The sequence below is a fragment of the Flavivirga sp. 57AJ16 genome (assembly GCF_028736925.1).
GTDB lineage: Bacteria > Bacteroidota > Bacteroidia > Flavobacteriales > Flavobacteriaceae > Flavivirga.
This window is the reverse complement of the sequence record NZ_JAQZAT010000019.1, coordinates 1-26,510: the sequence shown is the minus strand read 5'-3', so window position 1 is coordinate 26,510 and position 26,510 is coordinate 1. Positions and strand designations below refer to the sequence as shown.

The window sequence follows — 26,510 nt, the reverse complement described above, 5'->3', positions numbered from 1 at the left end:
AAAGAATTCCCCGGGCCTGCCTGAGTCGGTAAGCTACGGTGTACCCACAAATAATACAAATAATCACTCCAGGTTAATTAGTTTCTACTTTGTACCAATGGCTTGACCGAGACATGTTCCTCCCTTTTTAGCTAAAATGGGAGGAGGCTGTATATGGTAACATACAGCCGGAGGGTTTGTTTTTAAAGTGTTCTTTACATGTTTAATTCGTCAAACACCCCTTTCTTTTCCTAAGGTCGAAAAATTCATCCCGCTTCTGCTAAACTACTGTGAGTACACAAATAATGCACAAAAAAAAGATTGGACACGAATGGCACAAATTTTCACAAATTATTCAGACTATTGACAGATTTCAAGCCTATATAGTCTAGGGATTCATATTCATGCTGTGTCCAATCTATACCATAAAGTATTGGATTCGTGTGAATTTGTGCCATTCGTGTCTTTTTTAAAGATGTATACTCACGGTAGTTCTGCTAAAGAGGGGAAGCAGTTCAATTATAATACGATATAATAACGTCTGTCTGTCGTGAAAGTATTCCTTTAAATGAGTTTATACAGCATTCAAATTGTAAATGGCATTACAGGGGATTAAACAGTAGAGGGTGTTTTTTTGCTTTTTAAAAGAATAAAAGTTAAAAGAGACAATACACCAAAAATTGAAAAACCAATAAATAGCGGTAATACAGAATCTTTAACAAAACTACCAATATAGTTTGCTATGGGTACGGCCATAATTGTAGAAACAAAGCCATTAATAGCGGCACCTATACCAGCGATATGGCCTAAGGGTTGCATGGCTAAAGCTCTTAAGTTTCCAAAAATAAAACCAACCGAAAAGAATTGCAAAGCAAAAAAGCTTATTAAGATTCCGATACTTGGATTGTCTCCAGACCAAAATAAAACGATATACAAAACAGAGATAATAGCATAGGCTACAGTCGCTAAGTATCCAATACGCCACATCCCGTATTTTACAACAAAAACACTATTTAAATAAGTTGCCAGTCCAATAGATATCGCCAAGCTTGCAAAAATATAAGGGAACATATCCGCTAAGTTATATTGCTCTTGAAAAATTTGTTGAGAGGTACTTAGGTATACCATAAACGATCCCGTTATAAAACCAGAAATAAGCGTGAAAGCCACAGCATCTTTATATTTTATAAACTCCTTGGCACCATCGATGAATTGGTGCGATGTAAATTTTATGCGTTTTTCCTTTGGTAAGGTTTCAGGTTGCCGTTTCCAAAACCAAAGCATGACTAAAAGCCCATAAATTAAATTCACATAGAAAATAGACTCCCAATTATAAAAATTGAGCAAAAACTGCCCTAATGTTGGAGCTATTACTGGAACTAAAATAAAAACCATCACAACAATAGATAGGATTTTGGCCATATAATTACCACTATAAGAGTCTCTTACAATAGCGATGCTTAAAGTTCTTGGAGAAGATAACCCGATACCTTGAAGTATGCGACCAATAATCATTAGTTCAAAACTTTTGGTAGTCACACAAATAATACTGGCAATTATAAATACAATAAACCCTATATATACTATTGGTTTTCTGCCAAAGCTATCTGATAAAGGACCAAAAATAAGCTGACCAAATCCCAATCCTAAAAAAATCATAGTAATTAACAACTGGTTGTCATTTACATTGGTAATACCTAAAGAACTTCCAATTTTTGGAAGCGCTGGCAATAACGCATCTATTGATAAAGCAACAATAGACATGAGTGATGCCATTAATGCTACAAATTCTAATTTGAATTTATTGTTTGGTTTTTGCATGAGGCAAAAGTAGTTTATATAAAGTTGTAAAGCTTAAATTCTAGTGTTACAATATTCATAATTTTTATGATTTTTTTATGATATGTAAGGTATAGGTGTTTGCTATATTTACATCAAAAAAGTAAATTATGAAATACGTGGTACTTGTTATGGTTTTATGTCTTTTTGCTTCTTGTAGTAATGATGATGAAAAAGATTATACGGCTTTAAATGATAAAGAAATCACCGATTATATTGCTGAAAATAATTTAGTTGCTAAAAAAGTGAAACAGGACTCTATTATGTGATTGATACTGAAGGGACAGGAGTTAAGCCTAATGCAACGTCTAATGTCACAGTAGCCTATAAAGGTTACTTTACCAATGGCACTGTTTTTGATCAAAGTGATGCAGAAGGGATCTCGTTTGGTTTACAGCAAGTTATATCAGGTTGGACAGAAGGTATGACATATTTTAAAGAAGAAGGAAACGGTAAACTTTTAATACCATCTCATTTGGCTTATGGTCATTCTGGAAGAGGAAGTATTCCTGGAGGCGCTGTTCTTATTTTTGATATTAATCTCATTTCTGTAAATTAGGGAGGATATACTAAATGCGTTCGATAAGATTAACCGTATTTTTTAAAAACAAAAATAATTTAATTATTCGTCCACTTATCTTACTAAAATATCAATAAAATATGCTTACTGAAACTTTGGTTGAAATTTTTACTAGAGATCTTAATAAACTTAAGATTGAAATAGAGGGCTATAAGAACGAAGAAAATTTGTGGCTTGTAGATAAGGAAATTACCAATTCGGCAGGTAATTTATGTTTACATATTGTTGGTAACCTTAATCATTTTATAGGAGCCATACTTGGCCATTCTGGTTATATAAGGCAAAGAGATCTTGAGTTTTCACTCAAGAATGTCTCGAAAACAGAATTGTTACAGCAAGTAGATGATACCATTGATTTAGTTGAAAATGTCTTGGAGAAATTATCAGCCGCAGATTTAGAAAAACAATATCCATTAGTCCTTTTTAAGGAACCTATGAGTACCGAATATTTTTTGGTTCATTTAACAACTCATTTATCGTATCATTTAGGGCAAATAAATTACCATAAACGTTTAATGGATTCATAATATGATTAAAGAAAAAGGTCGGGCACTATTAGAATATATTAGCAGGTATGTTTCTTTAACAGAAGCAGAGGAAGCCATACTTCTCTCTAAGGTAACTTATAGAAAATATTTAAAAGGTCAGTTTATTGTTCAACAGGGAGATGTTTGTAAATACGAATGCTTTGTAATATCGGGTTGTACAAAAATGTTTCATATGGATAATGAAGGACAGGAACATATCGTTATGTTTTCTATAGAAGATTGGTGGACTGCAGATATGGGAAGCTTTATTGCGCAAACCCCTGCCGATTATAATGTTCAATGCATAGAAAATACGGAGCTGATCATGTTTTCTTATGATGTTATTGAAGATTTATATGCCGCCATTCCAAAGTTGGAACGTTTTTTTAGACAAATTATACAAAAGGCATTTATAGCATCACAAAAACGTATTGTTAGAAGTTTTAGCCTATCGGCAAAAGACAGATATATTTATTTTAGAAATCAGTATCCCAAAATAGAACAACGGATTCCTCAATATATGATTGCTTCATATTTGGGGATTACCAAGGAGTTTTTAAGTAAAATTAAGAGTGAACTTATATTTGAACAATAAAAAAGTTAAACTAGATTAACATTTTTTGATAAGCTATATTGTTTTCTATTAAAAAGATGTTTTTGACATTTGTATCATAATAATAAAACAATATGTTATGAATAAATTAATAGAAAATATTAGTACAGTAAACGATATGATTATTCAAGGAAAAGCCTTAGAGGCGTTTGATGAATTTTATCATGAAGCCGTTATTATGCAAGAAAATGATAATCCGGAAGTTGTTGGTAAAGCAGCAAACAGAAAAAGAGAAGAAGCGTTTTTTGCGTCGATCACCGAGTTTAGAGCTGCTCAGCCAATAAAAGTTACCGTGGGCGAAAACACAACTATGGTAGAATGGCATTTTGACTATACGCATAAAGATTGGGGCATAAAAAATTATACACAAGTCGCAGTACAAGATTGGAAAGATGGAAAAATAATTAAAGAAAAATTTTATTACGGATCATAAATTAAATCAAAAACAATTAAAAATAACAAAATGAAAAACACAATTAAAAATTTAGTAGTATTAACAATAGTAGCATTATTTACATTGTCCTTTACGGTAATAGACAAAAACAAAAAGGAGATAAAAGTAGATAAAAGTAAAGTGGTTTGGAAAGGTTATAAAGTAACTGGGTCCCATGAAGGGACTATTGCTATAAAATCTGGATTTTTAAACTTTGAGGGAGCTAAATTAGTGGGAGGCGAGTTTGTTATGGACATGACAACTATAAATACTACCGATATGCAAGGGGAGTACAAAGGAAAGTTGGATGGTCATTTAAAAGCTGGTGATTTCTTTGATGTAGCTGCCTATCCAACAGCAAAATTAGTATTTACCAATGTAAAATCAACTGGGAAAAATGCTTATTCGGTTACTGGAGATCTAACCATAAAAGGTAAAACAAATCCAATTACATTTACGATGTCTGTTTATGGAAATAAAGCAACAGCTGCCTTAAAAGTTGATAGAACAAAATATGGTATCGAGTATAAATCAACTAGTTTTTTCGAGAACTTAAAAGATAAAGCTATTTATGACGAATTTGATTTAACATCAGATTTAGAATTTTAATCGAAAAGAATTCCTTGAAGCTTACTCCAATGGCTTGCTTTTGAGAATAGTTCGTTTCAAGGAATTCTTTATTATGGATGGTTAATAGCAAGAAAGGGCACTCATTTATTATGAGTGCTTTTTATTTTATCCTTTTATTAATGGCATTTCATACTATCTTTGTTCTCATACAAAGAAAAAACGATGTCATTTAAAAAACTCATTCCCCCTCTAAAAGATACCATGGCGCATAAAGGTTTTGATGAACCATTAGCATTTCAAAAACAGATCTTATCGAAAATAAAAGGAGGTGCTAGTTTATTTGCTATAGCCCCTAATGGTTCTGGTAAAACAACGAGTATGGTAATAAGCGTTGTTCAAAGATTAAAATCGGCATTTGAGGATGCGCCCCGTGCTTTAATTTTTGTTAAGGATAAACAGGCAGCGTTAGCACTAGAGTTGGAATTCAATTTATTTAAAAGGGGCACGGATTTAAGGGTCTATTGTGCTTATGAAGAACATGACATTGATATACAGCGAGATGAAATATATACTGGAACCGATATTGTTATTGCCACACCTAAGCGTTTAAACAGAATATTTTTCTTAAATGGTATTAATTTAAACAAGCTGCAAATGTGTATTGTCGAGGATGCTGAGTTTTTGTTTAGAGGTCATCATTTTACAGAGGTAACAAGAACACCGGAAAGTATAGGGAAATGCCAGTACTTGATTTTTTCAACAGCGTTTGATAAACGTTTTGAACGTTGGAAAGAATCATTTATGTACAATGCTCAAGTTATCAATGCTAAATCACTTCAATAGTTAAACGGCTATGACATTTAGAAATTTTAAAATTGCTTCTTTAGCAACAAGTGAGAGCGAAAAGTTTTTTAATCTTATTGAGAGCAATAGAAAACGCTTAGAAGATTTTTTTGCAGGTACCGTTTCTAAAACAAAAACGCTTGACGACACCATAAATTATTGCCGCGAAATTGAACAGAAGATATTAAATAAAAGTTATTTCCCTTTTGTAATAAGCGATTTAAAAACAGATGCTTTTATAGGCTTTATCGATGTAAAGAATATAGATTGGAGTATTCCAAAAACAGAAATCGGTTACTTTATTGATGCCAATTACGAAGGACAAGGAGTCATTACAAAGTCATTAGGGAAAGTTATAGCGCACCTTTCTGAAGTCCATCAATTTAAGAAATTATTATGCCGATCCCATAGTCGCAACAAGGGTAGTATAGCCGTAGCCAAGAAAAATGGCTTTATATTAGAAGGCACCATAAGAATGGATTATAAAACAACTCAGGGAGCCATTGTAGATTTAGATTACTACGGACGTGTTTTTAGTTAAACCCATCATAAAATACTAGTTTGGATAAGAGAAGATATATATTTTTATGGTGAATTAAACCATTGATAAATGCTTACCAAAAAAATTATCTTCATTTTATTTGCTGTGCTCTTTTCATGCTGTATAACAGCTCAAGATATTTCATTCGAAAATTATAACCCCCAATCGACACTGGTCGTTCCTGGGCATGTTATAAATCGTGCAAAATTTCCCTTTATTGATGTACACGGTCATCAATATAGCATGGCAAATCAAGATTTAACGCCCGTAATAAAGGCTATGGATACTCTAAATATGAGCATTATGGTTAATTTAAGTGGACGTACAGGTGACGATTTAAAGAAGTCTGTACAGAACATTCATGATCATTATCCAAATCGTTTTGTGGTATTTGCAAATATTAGTTTTAATGGGAATGTTGGAAAAAAAGGATGGATAGAAGAAATCGTAAATCAATTAGAACGTGATGTTAAGAATGGTGCACGTGGCTTAAAAGTGTACAAAAGCTTAGGGTTAAGGGATCAAGATGTTCATGGGGAAAGAGTAGCAATTAATGATGCTCGATTAGACCCCATTTGGGCCAAATGCGGGGAATTGGGAATACCGGTACTTATCCATGCTGCAGATCCCAAGCCTTTTTGGGATGACTTTGATGCAGATAATGAGCGCTGGTTGGAATTAAAAACGCATCCGCGTAGAAAACGAAGTGCTACTAACCCAGCTCCGTGGGAGCAGATTATAGGGGAACAACATAGTATGTTTAAAAATCACCCTAAAACCATATTTATTAATGCCCATATGGGATGGTATGCAAACGATTTGGGTACATTGGGCAGGTTATTGGACGATATACCCAATATGAATGTTGGAATTGCAGCTGTTATAGCAGAATTAGGTAGACAGCCTCGATTTGCTAAAGAATTCTTTATAAAATATCAAGATCGTATTTTGTTTGGAAAGGATAGTTGGAAACCCGAAGAGTTTCCTACTTATTTTAGAGTTTTAGAGAGTAAAGATGAATACTTTCCATACCATAAAAAGTATCATGCCTTTTGGCCAATGTATGGTATGGATTTACCTGATGATGTGTTAAAAAAAGTCTATTATAAAAATGCATTGCGCCTTGTTCCAGGATTAGATAAAAGCTTATTTCCAAATTAATGCCAAATAAACTTCAAAACAACTGGTTAAATCCGTTTAGCTCACTATCTTATATTTTTATAATTGGTGTTCATGAATCTTCGATTACTATTTCCTTTATATTTCAATAAAAAAACATAACCATAACTAGGCTCAATGTCATTAAGTTAAGGCCATAATGTCAGTCTGAGCGCAGTCGAAGACCTATTGGAGTTCTAGTTTTTATTAGCATTTCGACTTTAGTTTATGCTGAGCGCCCGCCTGCCGGACCTACGGTGTACCCACATTTTTTTTCAATATAAAGAACAAAAGCTTATTTCCTTTTTTACTTACTTTTAGCTCACTGATTTTATTTGATAAATAGGTGTTCGTGAATCTTCGATTTCTTTGCTCGTCCAAAGAAAAGTAACAAAAGAAAAGACGCCCTTTCGAGAGGGATTTCTTCTCATGCTGTCGCCAGAGAAGAACCGGGCCCAAAACTTCGCGTCGCCCCACCGCAATGTCCAACGCCAATGCTCCTGTTCCTCGAAGCTTTTTAGTCCTTCGCGCAGTCTGGCACCTACGCTAAAATAGTCCACCGGACTATTTTTAAACGCTCGGTCCCCTTCCGAAAGGTCGGGGACAGCCCTATGGTATTTTTCCAACAGCTAGCAGAGAGACCTGAGCGCTCTATAAAAAGCGGTATGCGAGGCTGGTACGGCAAACCTATACAGAAAGCAAGGGACATAAGGCGAGTTCTTTTTATCTGTGGCTGCGACAGAAGATCATGATTTGTGGGTACTCCGTAGCTGCCGGACGGGCAGGCAGACGAAGTACAATCAATGTGACAAATAAAGAACAAATTCCCTTAACTTAATGACATTGAACTAGGCTATGCATATGTTTTTTATCACATCTAAAGAAAATATAATTCAAATTTATTACCAATCATTTTAAAATTCATTTGGTATAAAAGGAGCATGAAAAGCTGTTTCTGTATGGCTTTTCCTGTGAAAATGGTAATATGCCTTGCATGAGGATATTACAAGATTGCTAAAAAGGAGTCTGTTTTCAGGCTCCTTTTAAATTAGAAATGGTATTATAAAGGTATGTTTCCGTGTTTCCTTTTAGGCGTGTCAACATGTTTGTCTTCTAGCATAGAAAAAGCTTTAATAAGCTTTCTTCGTGTGTTTTCGGGTAAAATGACTTCATCAATAAAGCCGCGTCTTGCAGCTTTGTATGGGTTAGCAAATTTATCTGCATATTCGGCTTCTTTCTCTGCCAATTTTTCAGCAGGATTATCAGCAGCAGCAATTTCTCGCTTAAATATAATTTCACTGGCGCCTTTTGCTCCCATAACAGCAATTTCTGCTCCTGGCCACGCATAATTTAAATCGGCCCCGATGTGTTTAGAATTCATAACATCGTAAGCACCACCATAGGCTTTTCTTGTAATAACAGTTACCCGAGGCACGGTGGCCTCGCTCAGGGCATATAATAATTTTGCCCCATTAACAATAATGCCATTCCATTCCTGGTCGGTACCCGGTAAAAAGCCGGGAACGTCTACCAGTACCAACAACGGGATATTAAAACAATCACAAAACCGTGTAAAACGTGCTGCTTTTTTTGAGCTTTTTACCCCTAGTACACCTGCTAAAAATAGGGGTTGATTGGCAACGATACCAATACTTCGTCCACCAAGTCTTGCAAAACCAACAATGATGTTTTCGGCATAGTCTTTATGAATTTCATAAAAAGAGCCATCATCAATAATGCCAGAGATAACAGTATGCATATCATAAGGTTTATTAGGATTGTCTGGCACTATGTCCGATAAAACGTCTCTGACTTCATCTTTTAGCTCATAATGCCATTTTTTAGGCGTTTCTGTATTGTTTTGAGGCAAGTAGCTCAATAGTTTTTTTATATCTTCCAAACACTCAATATCGTTTGCGGAGGTTTTATGTGCAACACCGGATTTTGAAGCATGCGTATGGGCGCCGCCCAATTCTTCGCTAGTGACTTCTTCATTGGTAACCGTTTTAACAACGTTTGGACCTGTTACAAACATATAGCTTGTGTTTTCTACCATTATTGTAAAATCCGTCATGGCAGGGGAGTAGACAGCGCCACCGGCACAAGGGCCCATAATAGCAGAAATTTGGGGGACTACCCCAGAGGTTCGTACATTTCTATAAAATATATCTGCGTAGCCACCAAGAGACCGAACACCTTCTTGAATACGTGCGCCACCAGAGTCGTTTAGTCCAATGATCGGAGCGCCAACCTTAACAGCTAGATCCATGATTTTGCATATCTTTTCAGCATGGGTTTCAGATAAAGCACCCCCAAAAACGGTAAAGTCTTGTGCATACACGTATACTAATCTACCATTTACGGTGCCATAGCCGGTAATGACCCCATCACCAAAATAGATGTCATTTTCCATACCAAAATCCGTAGTTCTATGAGTGACTAGAGCACCAATCTCTTCAAAAGAGCCCTCGTCCATAAAATAATTGATACGTTCTCTAGCTGTGAGCTTCTTTTTTTGGTGTTGTTTATCAATACGTTTTTGGCCCCCGCCTAAATAGGCTAAAGCCATATGTTCGTTTAGTTTCTTTATTTTTGAATCCATAGGTTAGTGCTTTGTTGTTCTGCGCTAGGCACAGAATCTATTTTATTGTTTATGGCGTTCAGCATCAAACTTCAATTGTGATCAGTAAGGGAATGCGGAATAACCATTATTAGGTATTCTTAATAGTTTTTGGTCTTCTATATATTGTTTAACAGCAATTAAAGCCGCAATTTCAGCTTCTTTTTCTGTTTCTTCTTTTAGAGCTTCGGGCGCATAGTAATTTTTAACAAAATGGGTGTCAAAATTTCCAGAACGAAAGGCTTCATGTTCGCAAACATATTTCCCAAAAGGAAGGGTTGTTTGAACGCCTTCCACGTGATAATTATCAATAGCTTTTATCATAAGTTGAATAGCTTCTTCCCTTGTTTTTCCATAAGTAATCAATTTAGAAAGCATGGGGTCGTAATAAATAGGAATATCCATATTTTCTTCAAAACCATTATCAACGCGAATACCATCCCCGGAAGGCAGTTTATAAACATCTAAATGTCCAACACTAGGTAAAAAATCATTTAATGGATCTTCGGCATAAACACGTAATTCTAAGGCATGTCCGTTAATTTTTAAATCACTTTGCTTTAATGGAAGGGCTTCACCACGGGCCACAAGTATTTGAAGCTCTACCAGATCAACACCAGAAATTAATTCAGAAACGGGGTGTTCTACCTGTAACCTGGTATTCATTTCCAAAAAATAAAAGTTATGTTCTGCATCTAATAAAAACTCGACAGTTCCTGCACCTAGGTAATCACAAGATTTGGCCACTTTAATAGCAGCTTCTCCCATTTTTTCTCTTAATTCTGGAGTTAAAACGGATGATGGTGCTTCTTCGACTACTTTTTGATGACGACGTTGGATGCTACATTCACGTTCAAAAAAGTGCAGTATACTTCCATGGCTATCTGCCATTACCTGAATTTCTATATGACGTGGAGAGGTTACGTACTTTTCAATAAAAACAGAACCGTCTCCAAAAGCAGAAGTCGCTTCACTAATGGCTCGATTCATTTGAGATTCTAAATCGCTTTCTTTTTCTACTATTCGCATGCCTTTTCCACCGCCCCCAGCTGATGCTTTAATAAGTATGGGGAACCCTATTTCTTTAGCAATGGTTTTAGCTTTGGCAACATCTGTTATCGCTTCATCAATTCCAGGAACCATAGGAATATTATAATGTTTAACAGCTTCTTTTGCGGCTAGTTTGCTCCCCATGATTTTAATGGCCTTAGATCTTGGACCAATAAAAACGATACTATTTTGTTCACATAATTCTGCAAAACCAGCATTTTCACTTAAAAAGCCATATCCCGGATGTATCCCGTCTACATGAAGTTGTTTGGCAACCTCAATGATTTTATCACCTTTAAGGTAAGATTGATTAGATGGTGCTTCCCCAATGCATACGGCTTCGTCTGCAAATTTTACATGTGGGGCGTTTCTATCTGCGGCGGAATATACAGCGACTGTTTTTATGCCCATTTTTTGAGCAGTTTTCATAACCCTTATGGCAATTTCGCCTCTATTAGCTACTAGTATTTTTTTCATAATAAATAAATTGAACTACGAATACACATTGTTGAATACGTATTATGCGTCGAACTCTATGATGAGTTGATTTTTCTCTACGGCATCCCCTTTATTTGCAGAAATGGACCTGATAATTCCATCGCATGGTGATGTAATGATATTTTCCATTTTCATGGCCTCAAGAATAAAAAGAGGGTCATTTTCTTTCACTTTCTGATTTATTTTTACATTTATTTCTAGAATAAGTCCGGGCATAGGTGCTTTAACAGAATCTATATGCTTTGTAGATCCCATGGCAAATCCCATTTCTTTTATTAAAATGTCTAAATCATTTGAAATGTTAATATTATATGTATTATTGTTAACTTTTACTTCATATAATTTTTTATTGAAATCGGATCGTATAATTTCAGCTTTATACGATTTGTTTTGTTTAAGAACATGAAATTTTGATCCTGAAGTTTGTATAGCGTCAAGATTTGAGATATCACTATGCTTAATTTCAAAATCAAAAGTGTTATTTACGGAAGTTTTGAAAGTGTCACTCATTGGTGTTTTTGAATTAATTTGTAGTAAATATATGAATTTTATATACCAAATTTTGTTTTGTAAAGCTTATCCCATTTGGATTTAAATAGTACATATAAATCGTTTCACGTATTCTCAAGTGAAAATGGTATAATACCAAAAAAACTTCAAAATAACTGGTTAAATCCGTTTAGCTCACTATCATTTATTTTTATAATTGGTGTTCATGGATCTTCGATTACAATTTCCTTTAAATTTCAATAAAAAACATAACCATAACCATAACTAGGCTATGCATATGTTTTTTATCACATCTAAAGAAAATATATTTTAAATTTATTTCCTATCATTTTAAAATTCATTTGGTATAACCATAACGACGCTATGCTAAACTAGCAAAAAGATAGCACCTAATTTATGAGATAAGTCATGAAGTGATTTAAAAAAACGTATCAAACATTAAAATTTGAATTTATTTGATGGCGCTTGAGGGCTTTTTGGGAGAGAAAGATTCCAATAAGAAGTGATATAAATGCACCTATCCATACACCTGGTACAAAATCTATAAACAAGAAAAAGTCGTAAGCCCCATGAAATATAGTAGCAGCCAGCAAACCGATAAGGTTTAAACCAATTCTATGCTTCGAAAATTTTGCTTTTCCTATATAAAAGCCCATTAGGATTCCAAATGTTGCATGTGCAGGAACTGCAGTAAAAGCTCTTATTAAGGCTGTTTGATAACCGCCCTCTAGTATATAGAAAATGTTTTCTGTAGCAGCAAAACCCATAGATACCATAACGGTATAAGCTATGCCATCAAAAGGCTCGTTGAATTCTTTGTTTTTTTGGGCGTAATAGAGAACAATGATGTATTTACTAAATTCTTCGGTTAAAGCAACAACAAAAAATGCTTTAATGAACTGTTGAAAAATACTGGTGTCGTTAGGAAGAGGTAAGACGATATCAAATACATAATATAAAATAGTTGTTATTACGACACTGACTATTGCTCCTAAAAGAAAGTTATAAAAAAGCAAGCGTTTGGGCTCTTTTTCATATTTATCCTTAAAATAGATATATATAATAATGATGAGTACAGGAGCAATGGCCATAAGTAATAAGTTCATTTTGTAAAGGTGTTTAAATAAGGGGTTAATTTATAATTTCAATGATGTTTTGTAATACCGACTTGTAGTATGGTTTGTTTGAAGGGACAAAGTGATTGTCGTTATTTCCAATATTTTTAATGAGTGCTTTAAAATCGGCAAAGGAAACTAATTTAAGCGCTTCAACTTCTTCTTCCTGAGGGGATAATTTTGAAATAGGAACTTTCAACTCACAAATAAACGTATTATGGAATTCATTATCAATAATACCATTTTCATAGGTTTGAAAGCATTCAAAAACACCTATATCCTTTAAATCATTTTCAGAAATGGACAGTCCAATTTCTTCCCTGGTTTCTCTTATCGCCGCTTGTTTTATAGTTTCGCCTGTATCTACATGACCGGCAACAGATACATCCCATAGCAATGGACAAATCGTTTTTTTTGCGGAACGTTGAGATAATAAGATGGTTCCTTTTTTGGTATAAAACCAAATATGGGCTGTATTGTGATAAAAGCCTTTTTGATGAATTATAGATTTTAATTCGGATTTTCCAGTAGGCTTTCCTTCTTTAGTGACTATATCTATGTATTCGTCCATATATTATAAATTTTGTAGATGGACTATATTTAAATAGATGATTTCTCGAGAAATTTCAAATACATATTTCTGATGTTGTAACAGCATACATAGGTTTTGTTAGTCTACGCTTATAGCATGGCAGAAAAACTCTGTTTTGAAAAGTTGCGAAGCAATGCATTCAAAACAGATCGTTGAACCACGCCTTTGTCGTGACAGGCGAATCCCTTTGCCCAGATTAATTCTCGATCCTAGGGTCGATTTTCAGGGGCCAGGGCTTGCCCTAGGGGTTCACTTTTAATTTAGGTTAAAACTACTAAAGTTTATTGAGAATTAATAGAAAGAAATCATCATTATAAAGATTAGTAATATGTAACGTCAGTTCGATATATTACAAATTGGTAAACAGGTATTTAAAAAAGACTGTATTTCAAGTGGTTCATTTGATTCTTTTCAATAAAACTTATATCATAGAACTCACGTTGACCAAACTCATATTTTAATTCTACATCCTTTAGGTGTTTCATTATAAAACCTTTTAAAAGCAGCAGTAAAATGTGTCGCATTTTTATATCCAACACACTCAGCTATTTCATATATCGGTAATTCTGTACTTTCTAAGAGGTATTTAGCTCTAATCATTTTTTCTTCAACAAAATATTTAGAAATGGTAGATTCAAATACTCTCTTGAATTCACTTCGCAGTACATTTTCATTTAGTCCAACTTGTTTTACCAATTCATTAATGGTGTAATTTTTATCCAAATTATTCTTTAAAAACTGTTTAAGCTTATATAGCTTTTTTATATGTTTATTGTGCTGAGCATTTAAATTATTAAGATTTATATTTCTATAATTATCAATTTGGATGGCTAGGATCTCCAATACTTTAGCTTCTAAATATATTTTTTGTGAAATTCCTTTTATCTTTTTTGTTTCTAAATCAGATAAAACTGAAAATAAATCGTTTGTTACTGGAATAATTAAATTGTTATCGGTTAATTTTTTAAACTTAATGTCTTTATCTATCCCATGTTGCATGAGAAATGATTCCGATAAAGTAATCTTGATTTCTTTAAAGGGCTTATTTCCTGATACCTTATTGTATCCAGAATACGTTTTAATATATGCCATGTAGCACTCTTGACTTTCATAAGGAAGTTCTTCGATTGAATTGTTTAAACCTATTATTTTTTCACCTTCTAGTAGAAAGGATAATTGTAGTTTATTTTTTTCTTCCTGGTTAAAAATTATAAAATCATGGTTTAACCTATACCTACTTATAGAAACGACAACATTATTAAAATAAAATTCAATAATCGTTCCTTTGCCATATTTTGGTATCACATGACGTTTTATCTCTATAAGCCCATTTTCTTCAATTTTATAAATACCTTCAGATATATGTTCTTTTAAATTTGTTTTTAATGTTGTTAAATTTATAAGTTCATAATTTTCTGTATTGCGTCTTTTTTTCTTCAAATCACGTCATTTATTTATAGAAAAACCATTCTATTTTTGCATTAAATTTATTTAGACTAAATATAAATAACAAAAATAATGATTAAAAAATTACTACCACTATTAATAATTATTTTTTCAACAACATGGTCATATGGGCAGGTTGGAAAAATTAAAGGAAAGGTCATTTCAAGACAAGGGAATGAGATTGAAAATGCCAATATTTTAATTGAAAAAGCAAACAAGGGAACTATGACAAATAGCTCTGGGGATTATTTAATTGAAAATATAAAACCAGGTAACTATACACTTAAAGTTTCTTTTGTTGGCTATAGATCTGAAGAGGTTTTAGTATTGGTCAAAAAGAACCAAACTACAACGCTTCCAGCGATTACTTTACAGAAGGATGAAGAAAAATTGGATGAAATTTTTGTAGAAGGGCATAAAAAAAATAAATATAGCGTAAAAACACCATCAAGATCCCTCCGTTTAAAAACCGAAATAGTGAACCTTCCACAAAATGTACAGGTTATAAACAGTGATTTACTTATGGATCAACAAGTAACCAGTATCATGGATGGTGTTATAAGAAACGTTAGTGGTGTCACTATGTTAGAGCACTGGGGACATTTTGCGCGTGTAAACATGAGAGGCTTTAGGTTACCAGCTTTTAGAAATGGTTTTAATGTATCCGATACCTGGGGACCATTATCCGAAGATATTAGTCTTGTGGAAAGCGTTGAGTTTGTAAAAGGACCTTCTGGTTTTATGCTTTCTGCTGGTGAACCTGGTGGTTTTTATAATGTAGTTACTAAAAAACCAGTAGCCAATAAAATAGCTAATATATCTCTTACTGCCGGTAGTTTCGATTTTTATAGAGGCGCTTTAGATCTTGGAGGTAAATTAACTGAAAATGGAAAATTATTGTACCGTTTTAATGCCATGTATCAAACAAGCGATTCACATAGAGGTGATGAAGATGTAGAGCGTTTTGCTATTGCACCGGGTATAACATATAATTTTTCAGAAAAAACATCTTTAACAACCGAGGCAAATATAGAAAAGGCAGAAAGCCTTATTGGTTCTGCATATATATTTGCTCCAGTAGCCGATGGTTTTGGAAGCTTAGACAGGAACTTTAAATTTGTAGATACGAATTACCCCGAAACAGATATTAATCAATTTACCTCATTTACTAATTTTAAGCATGAATTTTCTGAAAATTGGAGTTTTGAAACTCAGTTTGCTTATTTAAGATATGAACAAGATGGTAATTCTGCTTGGGCAAGTATTACAGAGACAGGTGATGCTACACGTTATGTATATGATTGGGATGCCTTATCTTTAGGTAAATATTTCCAAACATATGTTCATGGTAAATTTAATACGGGCGGGATCAATCACAAGATCTTAGTTGGTTTTGATTATACAGATAAAAATTATTGGGCAGATTTTGAACAAGCCCCTTTTGTAGTAGACTCCAGCACACCTTTTAATATTTATAACCCAGTTTATGGTAATACGGGCACACCGAGCTTTGATACTTCTAACGTTAGGCATAGAAATGGTGGGACGCCCTATAATGGTTTTATAAACCGATCTGTTTATTTACAAGATGAAGTAGGTTTTGCCAATGATAAGGTAAGGTTAACACTTGCTGGTAGATATACCAATTTATCTACAGTGGGTAAAAATGAAAACGATACCGAATTTACACCTAGAATTGGCTTAAGTGTCGATGTCTTGCCTTCATTAAAGGTGTATGCTTTATACGATCAATCGTTTTTACCTCAAAATGGAAGAACAAGTAATGAAGAGGCAGTAAACCCTGTTGAAGCGATAGACCTTGAAGGAGGTCTTAAGAAAATCTTTTTTAATGGGCGTTTAAAGGCAACGTTGGGAGTCTATCAAATAACTAAAGAAAATATTGCATTTGCAGATCCTGGAGATAATAGATATGTTATAGAATTAGGCGAGGTACAATCTAAAGGAATTGAATTTGACCTTCAAGGAGAGATCACCCCAGAATTAAATGCTGTGTTAAATTATGCAAATACCAATGTAGAGGTTACAAAAGATATTAACCCAGATAATGTGGGAAATAGAGTAGCAGGGCATGCAAAGCATGTTACGAATGGTTGGTTAAATTATAATTTTGCCTCTCACTCAAAATTAAGCGGTCTTGGGGTGTCATTAGGTTACCAGTATCAAGTAGATCGTTCTAGTTGGGCCTGGGGAGCAGATAATAAAACTGATTTGCCCGATTATTTTAGATTAGATGGCGGTATATCTTGGCAGAATAAAACCTTTAGGATACAAGCAAATCTAAATAATATTTTAGACGAATATTTGTATTCTGGTGCTAATTATGGGAGCTATTTATACTGGCAATCTGAACCTGGAATTAACGGAAGAATAACATTGACCTACAAGTTTTAAGATATATTTCATAATTGAGTGAGTTAGTTTGAAATATAATTGAGTTAGTTTAATTTTTACAGCCTTCTTATCCAAACAGGAAGGCTGTTTTTACAATTTAAAACAAAGAAAAAATGAAAAAATCAATTTTAACAATCGCATTCATCGTATTCGCAACAACACAAACTTTTGCGCATTATTTATGGATAGAAACCAATCCTAATGGGACCATTGGTAAAGAACAAGAAGTAAAGGTATATTATGGAGAGTATACTTATGGAGTTATTGAAGAAGTAAAAGGAGAAGCATTTCCAAAAGTAAAAGATTTTAAACTTTGGGTAGTCGATGCAGCCGGTAATAAAACACAGATAAAAGTCACCCCAACAGAAAATTACTATTTAGGTACTTTCACGCCCGATTCAAAAGGAACTTATACTATTATTTTGAATAATGATAAAATCGATGTTATTGATTATACACAATACGACTTTGGTATTTTTAAAACACATTACCATGCAGTAGCTAAAGTAAATGTTGGGAATGCTGGAGGCCAAACAAGAGTTTTGAACAGTAAAGGAATAACCTTGAAAGACGTTTCAGAAAACAAAAAAGAAATAAAGCTTCAGGTATTATATAAAAATAAGCCATTAGCAAAAAACGAAGTGAAGATTTATGTGTCCGATTTGTGGTCTAAAACTTTAGAAACGGACGATAATGGCTTGGTATCTTTTAAATTACCATGGGAAACAAAATATATAATAGAAACAACAACTAAAGAAGAAGTGCCCGGTAAATATAAGGGAGAAGATTATGAGTTTATTTGGCATTGTGTAACATACTGTATTTTATAGGGACAGTTGGTTGTCTTTTTCCTCTATAATTTACAAAATAGCCCTGAATTTTTATATTCAGGGCTATTTAATTTAATGCTTTTTTGTGCTTAATTATTAACTTCTAGCTTTATATTTTTCTCTAAATTATAGAGTTTCGTTATTAATACTCTATCTTCAATAAATGCGTGAATATTTAAGTCATATTCAAAGTTCTTTAATTTTTCAAGCAGTATTCTAAAAGAAGATCTATTGGTTTTTGGTGGTTCGTATTGCAAAAGAACGTTTATTATATTTGATAGGTTTTCAACGGTGTCGGAATGTGTCTCTACAAAATCATCAATAGAGTTTTTCTGTAAAAATTCTATAAAAAAAGAAATCTCTTTTTTAAAGAATCTAGCTTTGTATAGACTATTTGCATACAAAAACAATGTATCTTCTTCTTCGTTAAAATGTTCTTGTAAATCAACCTTATATTTAAAATAAAATTTATATAAATTTTCCAGTAGTGGGTGCGATTTAGGGTAATTACTAAGTAAAATAGCAATACTTTGCCCAATTTCCGGTAATATCTTTTCCATATAATACTTATGAGAACGTACTAAGTAGTCTACAACGACAGGAACCGGATATTTTGAAAATAAATTAATGTCAACGTCTTCATAATTACAAAATACATTTAGGATAGCAACTAAAAAATCGGGGTTTATCTCTGTTAATGCCGTGTTTTCAATAATTTGGCAGGTATTGTTAGCATCTATTCCAAAACGATTGAATACGTGCTCGGTTATTCGGTGTTGTACAGTGATTTCTGAAGGGGAAGCATAAAAAGTGATCATATTTATATTCAAATTGGTATTAAAGGTTAAAACCCTGCAATTTCATTGCAGTTACTTTAGTTTCTATAAAATTTTAAGAGTATTTTGTCATTTCGAATGCAGAGGAATCACATCATAAAATTAAAATTATGAGATTCCTCGTCGCTTTGCTCCGTCGGGATGACACTATACCAAAAATAGAATTTCATGCTTGTTTAAAAACTATGGATTTCCAATCCATAGTGGTTTATTTTCTGTATGAAGTAGATGGCTTTTATTAGTCCATGCTTTTGTCATGGTAGGGACATTCTACTTTATGTGCAAAACTTATCTGTACCGAACTTACTGAAATGAGTTCAGGGTAAATGTTTTAGTATTTATCGGGGCTCAGGTTTAATATCCCTCGACCCTGGAGTCTATTTTCAGGTTCCAAGGCTTGCTCTGGGATCTTTAAACGCGTTTTTTTTACTTATCGCTTTAGCTTCTGCTGCTTTTAGGGCTTTAATATTTTTATAATCTATGGGATTTTTGTTAAAAGCACTTTGCATTTTATTTTTTGGTTGAATTTTAAAATAGAAGAGTAGGGAGCAGGAAGCAATGAGCATCCATAAAACATCAATTAATAAAATATCAAATTGATGTTGTGCAAGGGTTGCCCAAAACCAATTACCAGATATAAACCCATTAGTAAGAGGGATTAAATAACCTAAAATGGCTCCAAATAACAAACAGTATTTATTCGTAAAGTAATTGTCCCTTTTAAATCTGAAAAATAGAATAGCAAACAGCCATGATATGAAATAAAACCAATATATGGCTGTTTGTTTATCTTCAAAATAACCGTTAGAAAGTTTTACAAATAAAAATGCCAATGCTGTTACTGGAAGTATGGATAAACAAATCGCTAAATAGATATGACCAACTTTAGCTGTATATAGCCTTTGGTTAATGGTCATACTTTTTTTGTTACGCGCTTCGATCCAGATTAAAACACCGGTAATAATGACAAAACAGGTAATGAGTGCTAAAATAAAATAAACGATTCTTAAAGGCAAGCCACCAAAATCTGCGAAGTGCAAACGTCTTATAACATGTTGTACATCTTCTGTATAAACACCTTCATGAGGTGATTTTTTTTCCAATATATTTCCTGCGTAAGCATCAAATATAATACGGCCAGTACTTATAAAACGCTCACTAGCTTGAAGCTCGCCAATTATGATATATTTCATATTGGAGCCCCCGTAATTTTTAATATACGCTCTTGTTAAGTGAAAGTTATCCCATTGCATTGCTGCTTTTTTTGCAAATTCATTAAAACTGGGAATCTCTTTTTGGCTTGTAGCTATCCATTCATAGTTTTGACTTTCTGGACGCAAGACCTCCATTAATTTAGCTTGGTTGTTATTGTATAAAGCATTGGCAGGAATCAATATTAAGACACTTAAACAAAAATAGGCACCTGTGACGGCAAAAATGAATTGAAAAGGAAGCCCGATAATTCCAAGAGCCGTGTGCGCATCAGTCCAAACCCTTTTTAAAGCTATTCGCGGATTGAAAGTATAAAAGTTAGGGATGATTTTTTTCCAATGGACAATAACACCTGTTACGATAGCGAATAAGAAAAATAAGGCAACAAAACCCGAAAGATATATCCCGAATCTAGGCCATTGCGCAAAAAAGTGTAGACGATATAAAAACTCCCCTAAGGAATATTGTTCTGAATATGTTTTTGTATCAACCGTATTTATATCAGCATAAAAAAAGTGGCCTTGCTTTGCTTTTTCGGAGGCCAAGGTGTCTTTACTGGCACTTATAGAAATGCTGATCTTATCGTTTTTTTTATATAAATATAATTGGAGATCCCTTCCTGTTAATTTATGTTTATGGTCTAGCTTTTTTAAAATATGGTCGAAATTAATATCCTTTCTTTCAATATGGTGGATGGGGCTGCCATCTTCCCAAATGGCTATTTCATCTTTAAATAAAGCAAAAGCCCCCGCAAAAAAGATTATATATAGGGCGACGCTAATTACGATACCACTAACAGTATGTGTATTAAAGAACACATTATAATTTCTTTTGCTCATTATATAAAGGGGTTGTGTTGATTTCCTAAAATGTAGACCCCCAAAAGGATAGCTATAATACCCATATAAAGCAGCCAAGCTTTCCAGCCATTATTAAATAAAAAAGGAATCGTTAGTAAAGTGCACCAAACAATAAAAAAAGTGAATATAAAGCTAATTAAAATACCTTGTGGATTTGGCAACCAAAGTGCTAAGGACATATGGAAAAGCGCAGTAATAATATAACCGCCTAAAATACCTGCAGAGATTTTAGCGAATTGTTGCCATGGTGATTTATTTAAATATTTAAGATTTGCCGGCATAGTTTAAAAAAATAATTCGAATATTAATAAGGTGAAAAGCAAAACAGAAACAGGCTTATAAAGTCCTTTCTTTAAAGGGGACATTATCACGGTGAGCCCTAAAATTAAAACCAATGATAACAGCCAAAACAATATTCCAGAAGTGGTACCAAAAGATATTATAGCCATTATTAATGCCAAAATGTATGATACTAGCCCTAGGACTTTTGAAATTTTAGGTTTAGAGCGCATCCTTTTTTGAATTCTTAAGCCATCGTTTGCTGCTACTTTTTCTGATGCATTGTACAGAAAAAAACTTCCAACAAAAATGAATAATATACTGCTTGTTATCATATCATATTTTTAATCATCCCCCAACTTAAGTATTTGTGTGTTGTCTATAATAATTCCTCTTACAGTTCCAGTTTGAGCAAAAGAAAAAGGCCATAGCAAAGTGAGAATGATCAGGGATTAATTGTTCATTTATAGTTATTCTTTTCTTGTACTAAAAAATAGCGTTCTTATCTATTCTAAATAAGAATAATAAGTGTATTATCCGCAAATTTATTAAGAATGATTCTAAATAGAATAATATTTTATGTTTTTTTTTAATAAAATATTTATTTATTTGAGAATGAAGTTATTATAGAGCCCTTAAAAAACAATTACACTTGTAGGCCATGGCTGCTTTAAACAACGACCCAGAAATTAAGGCTTATTATAAAGGAAGAGAGAAAGATGGAAAACCTAAAATGCTCGGATTGCTTCATTTTTCTTTTTTCGGAATTTACTACCTCATAGCTTTGTCCTAAAAGTAGTTTATAAAAACTTAACGTTTCATCCTGGTTTTTAATTTCTGGATTAAAATCACTGCCATAGCACCACCCATAAAAGACACAAAAAGATTTAGAACAAGCAGACCCAAATGAACATTTCCAGATTGAACGATCGATTTGGGACCAAAGCCCAACCCGCCTAAAAATTTAATTAAGAAGATACAGCCAAAAACACCGGCGATGGTATTGCCTATAGTTCCTAATGAATATACCTTAAAAATAGAGCCTGTAATATGGCCCCCAATAATCCCAGTTAAAATACTTATTAGGGATATTAAAGTATCTGTCATAAGCATATGTATTAATGACCATAGTCCATAGTATCGATTTTTCCTCCCATGAGTCTTTTCTGAATAATCACATATATAAACAGAAGAATAAAGCCAATAATGCCCCAATTAAGGGCCACGGACAATCCATATTCGGGCGCAGCGGTATTGTAAATGGTTAACGATTCATTTACCGTGTTGTTTGAAGGCAGCATGGCCGGAAATATAGATGCCAAGGAAGAAGAGATTCCCCCAAGTATCAGCAAGGTGGAGCATACAAAACCATAAATGTCTTTTTTTAATTTTTTGATAAAAAACAAGCCCATTAGCCCAGAAATATAAATGATAGGAAATATGATTAGATAAGGGCTCTCCATAAAATTATCTAAAGAATTCGGATTGATTGTTTGCCAGACCATTAAAGAAAATACCGTTAATATCGATAGGGCTATATTTAATCTTAAAATAACCGTTTTAAGCTGATTGTTTATAGAGGCGTTAGTTTTTAAAATAATCCAATTGGCACCGTGGATGGCTAAAGTAACCAACGTAATTAAACCTATAATAATCGTAAACCAATCGATCACACCTGGGGACTCGTTTAAAGGACTAAAATTAGAGCTCCATAATGGCAGGAAAAAATAATGCGCTTCATATGTAGACAGACCGTTCTCGACACCTCCTAAATTAACGCCCCTTACCATATTGCCCAAAGCAATACCAAAAAACAATGCTAATAGGAAACTCGAAACCCCAAAAGCCTTGTCCCAAATATCTTTCCACATTTCATAATCAAACTGGCCTCTAAGTTCCAATCCTATGGCCCTAAATATAACTAACCATAAAACAATCATTAAAGGCAGATAAAAACCACTAAAAACAGAGGCGTAAAATGTTGGGAAAGCCATAAAGAGCATCCCTCCAGCAGCGACCAGCCAAACTTCATTGGAGTCCCAGAACAATCCGGCAGACTTAACAATAACCTCTTTGTCCTTTTCTGTTTTAGCATAAAATAAATGAATGATGCCAGCTCCAAAGTCGTAACCATCCAACACAAAAAATACAATTAATACAATAGCGATGATGATAAACCAAAATATTTCCATAATTTAATGTGTTTGGTGTTTAGGGCCTTGATGAATCGTTTTACCGACCAATATTAAAAATAATAGACCCAGTAATAGATATATAGCGACAAAACCCAATAGTGTAAATAAGGTATTTCCCGAAGAAACGGTAGGGGAGATCCCTTCGCTCGTTTTTAGTAGGCCATAAACTAAATAGGGCTGCCTGCCCAACTCTGCAACATACCACCCTGTTATATTGGCGATATACGGAAAAGGCACTAAAAACATGATGAACCAAAGTAAAGGCTTCATGTCGAAAAGTTTTCTTCGCCATAAAAAGAATCCTGCCAAGCCCATAATACCAATAAAAATAGTACCTAAACCTACCATGATATGATACGAGTAATAAAGCGCCGGGATATTGTCGGGGAGTTCTTCCGGGCTAAATTTGTCCATTCCAGGAATTTGCTTGTCCCATTTTTGGTAGGTTAAAAAGCTTAATATATTTGGCACGGCAATTTTATTATCCAATTTTTTTTCAACCATATTGGGTTGGCCAATTAGAATAATTTCAGCTCCTGCTTCCTCCGTTTCAAAAATACCTTCCATGGCAGCAAATGATGCCGGTTGGTATTTGGCTACGTTTTTAGCATTCCAATCCCCAGTTGGGAAAGCCAAAAGGATGCTTGATACCAATCCAAAAACAACACCCGTTTTTAAAAGCAGTTTGCCATATTCTAAATTTTTGTTCCTTAAGATATAAAAAGCCCCTATGCTAGCTACAACAAAAGAAGACGTTACAACAGAAGCAAACTGATTATGTAAAAAAGCGGGAAGCAGCCAGGGGTTACTAAAAAGGGAAGAAAAATTTTCTAGAACAAATTTGCCGTTATCCAATATTTCATAACCCACAGGATGTTGCATCCAGGCATTGGTAGCCAATATAAACCAACCACTTCCCCAAGACCCCAGAAAAACTAAAAAACCAGTTAAAAAGTGTAATTTTTGTCCCATGAGTTTCTCTCCAAAAATAAAAAGAGCCAGGAAAGAGGATTCCAGGAAGAAGGAAAACAGGCCTTCCATGGCTAAGGTCTGACCTATAATACTTCCTGTAAGTTCCGAGAATTTGGCCCAATTGGTTCCAAATTGAAACTCCATGGGAATCCCGGTAATAACCCCCATGGTGAAATTAACAGCAAATATCCTCATCAAGAACTTTGCAATATCATTATATCTTTCGACTTTTTTTATTAAATATTTTCCTTTGAAATAGACTATTATTAGCGATAGGCCCATGGTCAACTGTGGAAATATATAGTGGAAAGTGATAGTAAATGCAAATTGCAGTCTATCGTAAAAAATCATATCCTCCATACTATTTGTTTTTTAAGAAAGTGAATGGCTTCGAATATGAAGAATAGTGCAGTAAAGAGACATTCATTTTGGGGTTTGGCACGAGCAAAATTTTTAAGGTTTGTAATATTGATTTTACACCATAAAGATAGGCAAAATTAAAAAAAATTGCAGCCCCACGGCCCCTAAATATTTCATGCAGGGCCCATTAAAACGGGCATTGGTCCATCGAAGGCGACCCTTGCCTTGCCTGTGCATATAACTCGGTCAATTACAGTTTTTTACGTTTGTTCAAACGACCCTGGCCATAGGTGTACCAAGGCCCTCTTGTCCAAAATAATCGCCGGGCCCATAAAAATATAATTTTTTTACCTGTTTATTTTTGTTTAAACTTGTAAGATAATTTGGACTGCTGACGGGCCCCGGCCCCAGATTGGCGATCACCATTGGAGCACGGCCCTTTGGTCCCGTACCCCCTGCAGCCCTTTTGGAAAGACCGTCCGTGGCACCCGCGGTCCCCGGAAGAAAGAAGTATCCGTTCCCCCTAAGGACAGTACCGCGTGCGTTCCGCTCAAAAAGGACGCGCGCCCAAAAACCCTATACAGACAAATGCGCCAGGACAGGAAATACAGGCTGACCCAGAACGAGTTCGAGGACATTTTCGAGCGCCTATGTGGCCCGCTCTGCCTTTTTGCCCATAGGTACGTCAGCGACCTGGGGCTTTCCGAGGACATCGTCCAGGACGTCTTTACGAAGGTATTGGCGGAGAGGACCGCCTTTCCCGATAAGGACAAGGTCGAGGGCTTCTTCTATACGGCGGTCAGGAACAGGTCCCTCGATGTACTGAGGAGCAAGTATGCCAGGGACGTCAAGGCCCGTACCCCGCAGGATCTGGAAGTCCTACAAAGCGAAGTATACTTCTTATCGGAAGTTACTACAATAAAAACCTCCGGTATTATCGAAAAAGCAATAAGGTCGCTCCCCGACAGATGTGCCGAGGCCATCAGGCTGAGCATGGAGGATTGCCCCAACAGGGAAATAGCCGAAAAAATGGGCATATCCGTCCATACGGTCAAGGAGTACAAGAAGACCGCCTATAAAAAGCTGAGGAAGGCCCTGGGGCACTTAAGGACAAAATAAGATTCCCCAAACTTTTACCCCCTCCCTTTCCCTCCCCTTACGTTATAGTAATATACAACCGCTATATCTTAGCCCATGGACCGTTTAGATAAGATCAAATTACTTTCGGAGAAGATCGCCGCCTCGCTGTTGAAGGGCGGAGACCCCATTGATATAGAGGAATTTAATATGTTTACCGAAGACGATAAAAAGCGCATACTCCTCAATATAACCGATAAGGGCAAAAGGGAAGAACGCTCACGGCTCATGGATGGACTGGACAAGCAGAAGATCCGGAATACGATCATGGCCAGGGCCAGGGAAAGGCGCGCCAGGAAGAACAGGGACCGCCGGTACATTGCGGTAGCTGCCTCCGTGGCCATCCTGCTCGGCGCCACGTTCCTTCTGGACAGAAACGGAGCACCGACGGTAGGCACCATTGTTGCGGACAACCATATAAGTACGGGCACCGACAGGGCGACCCTGACGTTGGCGGACGGTTCCGAGGTGGCCCTGGAAAAGGGACGGCCCTACCGATCGGG

Annotated in this window: 26 protein-coding genes and 1 pseudogene; 13 read left to right on the top strand and 14 right to left on the bottom strand. The window is 34.8% G+C overall.

Annotated elements, in window-relative coordinates:
* Positions 1-591 precede the first annotated feature (591 nt).
* Positions 592-1,800, bottom strand: coding sequence for a multidrug effflux MFS transporter (locus tag PQO00_RS17390; RefSeq protein ID WP_274186131.1), 1,209 nt, complete (start codon positions 1,798-1,800; stop codon positions 592-594).
* A 128-nt stretch (positions 1,801-1,928) separates the two neighbouring features.
* On the opposite strand from PQO00_RS17390, the gene PQO00_RS20360 reads away from it, so the two are divergent.
* The 9 genes from PQO00_RS20360 (at position 1,929) to PQO00_RS17350 (ending at position 7,086) form a co-directional block, all read left to right on the top strand.
* Positions 1,929-2,087 carry a hypothetical protein gene (locus PQO00_RS20360; RefSeq protein WP_337992858.1) on the top strand — a complete coding sequence of 53 codons (159 nt, stop codon included), beginning with the start codon at positions 1,929-1,931 and terminating at the stop codon, positions 2,085-2,087.
* Positions 2,084-2,377, top strand: coding sequence for an FKBP-type peptidyl-prolyl cis-trans isomerase (locus PQO00_RS17385; protein WP_337992857.1), 294 nt, complete (start codon positions 2,084-2,086; stop codon positions 2,375-2,377). The genes PQO00_RS20360 and PQO00_RS17385 overlap by 4 nt, the downstream gene beginning before the upstream one ends.
* A 101-nt stretch (positions 2,378-2,478) precedes the next feature.
* A complete protein-coding gene (locus PQO00_RS17380) occupies positions 2,479-2,925 on the top strand; it encodes a DinB family protein (protein WP_274186130.1) in 447 nt (148 codons plus the stop codon).
* A gap of 1 nt (position 2,926) precedes the next feature.
* Positions 2,927-3,520, top strand: coding sequence for a Crp/Fnr family transcriptional regulator (locus PQO00_RS17375; protein WP_274186129.1), 594 nt, complete (start codon positions 2,927-2,929; stop codon positions 3,518-3,520).
* Positions 3,521-3,617: 97 nt separating this feature from the next.
* Complete coding sequence (locus PQO00_RS17370; protein WP_274186128.1) at positions 3,618-3,971, top strand: nuclear transport factor 2 family protein; 354 nt, start codon at positions 3,618-3,620, stop codon at positions 3,969-3,971.
* Positions 3,972-4,001: 30 nt separating this feature from the next.
* On the top strand, positions 4,002-4,580 hold the full coding sequence (locus tag PQO00_RS17365; protein WP_274186127.1) for a YceI family protein: 579 nt from the start codon (positions 4,002-4,004) through the stop codon (positions 4,578-4,580).
* Positions 4,581-4,763: 183 nt separating this feature from the next.
* On the top strand, positions 4,764-5,384 hold the full coding sequence (locus PQO00_RS17360) for a DEAD/DEAH box helicase (protein ID WP_274186126.1): 621 nt from the start codon (positions 4,764-4,766) through the stop codon (positions 5,382-5,384).
* Positions 5,385-5,394: 10 nt separating this feature from the next.
* Positions 5,395-5,925: a GNAT family N-acetyltransferase gene (locus PQO00_RS17355; RefSeq protein ID WP_274186125.1), complete on the top strand. Its 531-nt coding sequence runs from the start codon at positions 5,395-5,397 to the stop codon at positions 5,923-5,925.
* A 69-nt stretch (positions 5,926-5,994) separates the two neighbouring features.
* Entirely contained in the window at positions 5,995-7,086 is a 1,092-nt protein-coding gene (locus PQO00_RS17350; RefSeq protein WP_274186124.1) for an amidohydrolase family protein, read from the top strand.
* A 1,057-nt stretch (positions 7,087-8,143) separates the two neighbouring features.
* Here the strand turns inward: PQO00_RS17350 and PQO00_RS17345 are convergent.
* From PQO00_RS17345 to PQO00_RS17320, 6 genes are all read right to left on the bottom strand, one after another.
* Complete coding sequence (locus tag PQO00_RS17345) at positions 8,144-9,685, bottom strand: acyl-CoA carboxylase subunit beta (protein ID WP_274186123.1); 1,542 nt, start codon at positions 9,683-9,685, stop codon at positions 8,144-8,146.
* An 81-nt stretch (positions 9,686-9,766) separates the two neighbouring features.
* Positions 9,767-11,230, bottom strand: coding sequence for an acetyl/propionyl/methylcrotonyl-CoA carboxylase subunit alpha (locus PQO00_RS17340; protein WP_274186122.1), 1,464 nt, complete (start codon positions 11,228-11,230; stop codon positions 9,767-9,769).
* Positions 11,231-11,272: 42 nt separating this feature from the next.
* Entirely contained in the window at positions 11,273-11,761 is a 489-nt protein-coding gene (locus PQO00_RS17335; protein ID WP_274186121.1) for an acetyl-CoA carboxylase biotin carboxyl carrier protein subunit, read from the bottom strand.
* Between the two features lie 431 nt (positions 11,762-12,192).
* Positions 12,193-12,867 carry a PrsW family intramembrane metalloprotease gene (locus PQO00_RS17330; RefSeq protein WP_274186120.1) on the bottom strand — a complete coding sequence of 225 codons (675 nt, stop codon included), beginning with the start codon at positions 12,865-12,867 and terminating at the stop codon, positions 12,193-12,195.
* Positions 12,868-12,892: 25 nt separating this feature from the next.
* Positions 12,893-13,447 (bottom strand): NUDIX domain-containing protein, encoded by a 555-nt coding sequence (locus tag PQO00_RS17325; protein WP_274186119.1) that lies wholly within the window; start codon positions 13,445-13,447, stop codon positions 12,893-12,895.
* Positions 13,448-13,918: 471 nt separating this feature from the next.
* Positions 13,919-14,908, bottom strand: a complete 990-nt coding sequence (locus PQO00_RS17320) for an AraC family transcriptional regulator (RefSeq protein ID WP_274186118.1) — start codon at positions 14,906-14,908, stop codon at positions 13,919-13,921.
* 78 nt (positions 14,909-14,986) lie between these two features.
* Here PQO00_RS17320 and PQO00_RS17315 point away from each other — a divergent pair, with 78 nt between their 5' ends.
* Positions 14,987-17,326 carry a TonB-dependent receptor gene (locus PQO00_RS17315; protein ID WP_274186117.1) on the top strand — a complete coding sequence of 780 codons (2,340 nt, stop codon included), beginning with the start codon at positions 14,987-14,989 and terminating at the stop codon, positions 17,324-17,326.
* 113 nt (positions 17,327-17,439) lie between these two features.
* The gene (locus PQO00_RS17310) at positions 17,440-18,156 is read left to right on the top strand and encodes a DUF4198 domain-containing protein (protein WP_274186116.1); all 717 of its coding nucleotides are present in this window, start codon (positions 17,440-17,442) and stop codon (positions 18,154-18,156) included.
* A gap of 89 nt (positions 18,157-18,245) precedes the next feature.
* Here PQO00_RS17310 and PQO00_RS17305 read toward each other — a convergent pair whose 3' ends face one another.
* From PQO00_RS17305 to PQO00_RS17275, 7 genes are all read right to left on the bottom strand, one after another.
* A complete protein-coding gene (locus PQO00_RS17305) occupies positions 18,246-18,974 on the bottom strand; it encodes a hypothetical protein (protein WP_274186115.1) in 729 nt (242 codons plus the stop codon).
* Positions 18,975-19,375: 401 nt separating this feature from the next.
* Positions 19,376-21,043 (bottom strand): PepSY domain-containing protein, encoded by a 1,668-nt coding sequence (locus PQO00_RS17300; protein WP_274186114.1) that lies wholly within the window; start codon positions 21,041-21,043, stop codon positions 19,376-19,378.
* Entirely contained in the window at positions 21,043-21,345 is a 303-nt protein-coding gene (locus tag PQO00_RS17295) for a hypothetical protein (protein WP_274186113.1), read from the bottom strand. Before PQO00_RS17295 ends, PQO00_RS17300 begins: the two co-directional genes overlap by 1 nt.
* A 3-nt stretch (positions 21,346-21,348) precedes the next feature.
* Positions 21,349-21,678, bottom strand: a complete 330-nt coding sequence (locus PQO00_RS17290; protein WP_274186112.1) for a hypothetical protein — start codon at positions 21,676-21,678, stop codon at positions 21,349-21,351.
* A gap of 475 nt (positions 21,679-22,153) precedes the next feature.
* Positions 22,154-22,450, bottom strand: a complete 297-nt coding sequence (locus PQO00_RS17285; protein WP_274186111.1) for a hypothetical protein — start codon at positions 22,448-22,450, stop codon at positions 22,154-22,156.
* Between the two features lie 11 nt (positions 22,451-22,461).
* Entirely contained in the window at positions 22,462-23,535 is a 1,074-nt protein-coding gene (gene cydB, locus PQO00_RS17280) for a cytochrome d ubiquinol oxidase subunit II (protein WP_274186110.1), read from the bottom strand.
* Between the two features lie 3 nt (positions 23,536-23,538).
* Positions 23,539-24,870 carry a cytochrome ubiquinol oxidase subunit I gene (locus tag PQO00_RS17275; protein WP_274186109.1) on the bottom strand — a complete coding sequence of 444 codons (1,332 nt, stop codon included), beginning with the start codon at positions 24,868-24,870 and terminating at the stop codon, positions 23,539-23,541.
* 588 nt (positions 24,871-25,458) lie between these two features.
* Here PQO00_RS17275 and PQO00_RS17270 point away from each other — a divergent pair.
* Both PQO00_RS17270 and PQO00_RS17265 read left to right on the top strand, forming a co-directional pair.
* Positions 25,459-25,989, top strand: a complete 531-nt coding sequence (locus tag PQO00_RS17270; protein ID WP_274186108.1) for an RNA polymerase sigma-70 factor — start codon at positions 25,459-25,461, stop codon at positions 25,987-25,989.
* A 75-nt stretch (positions 25,990-26,064) separates the two neighbouring features.
* Positions 26,065-26,510: pseudogene (locus tag PQO00_RS17265) on the top strand (hypothetical protein); the annotation flags it as partial.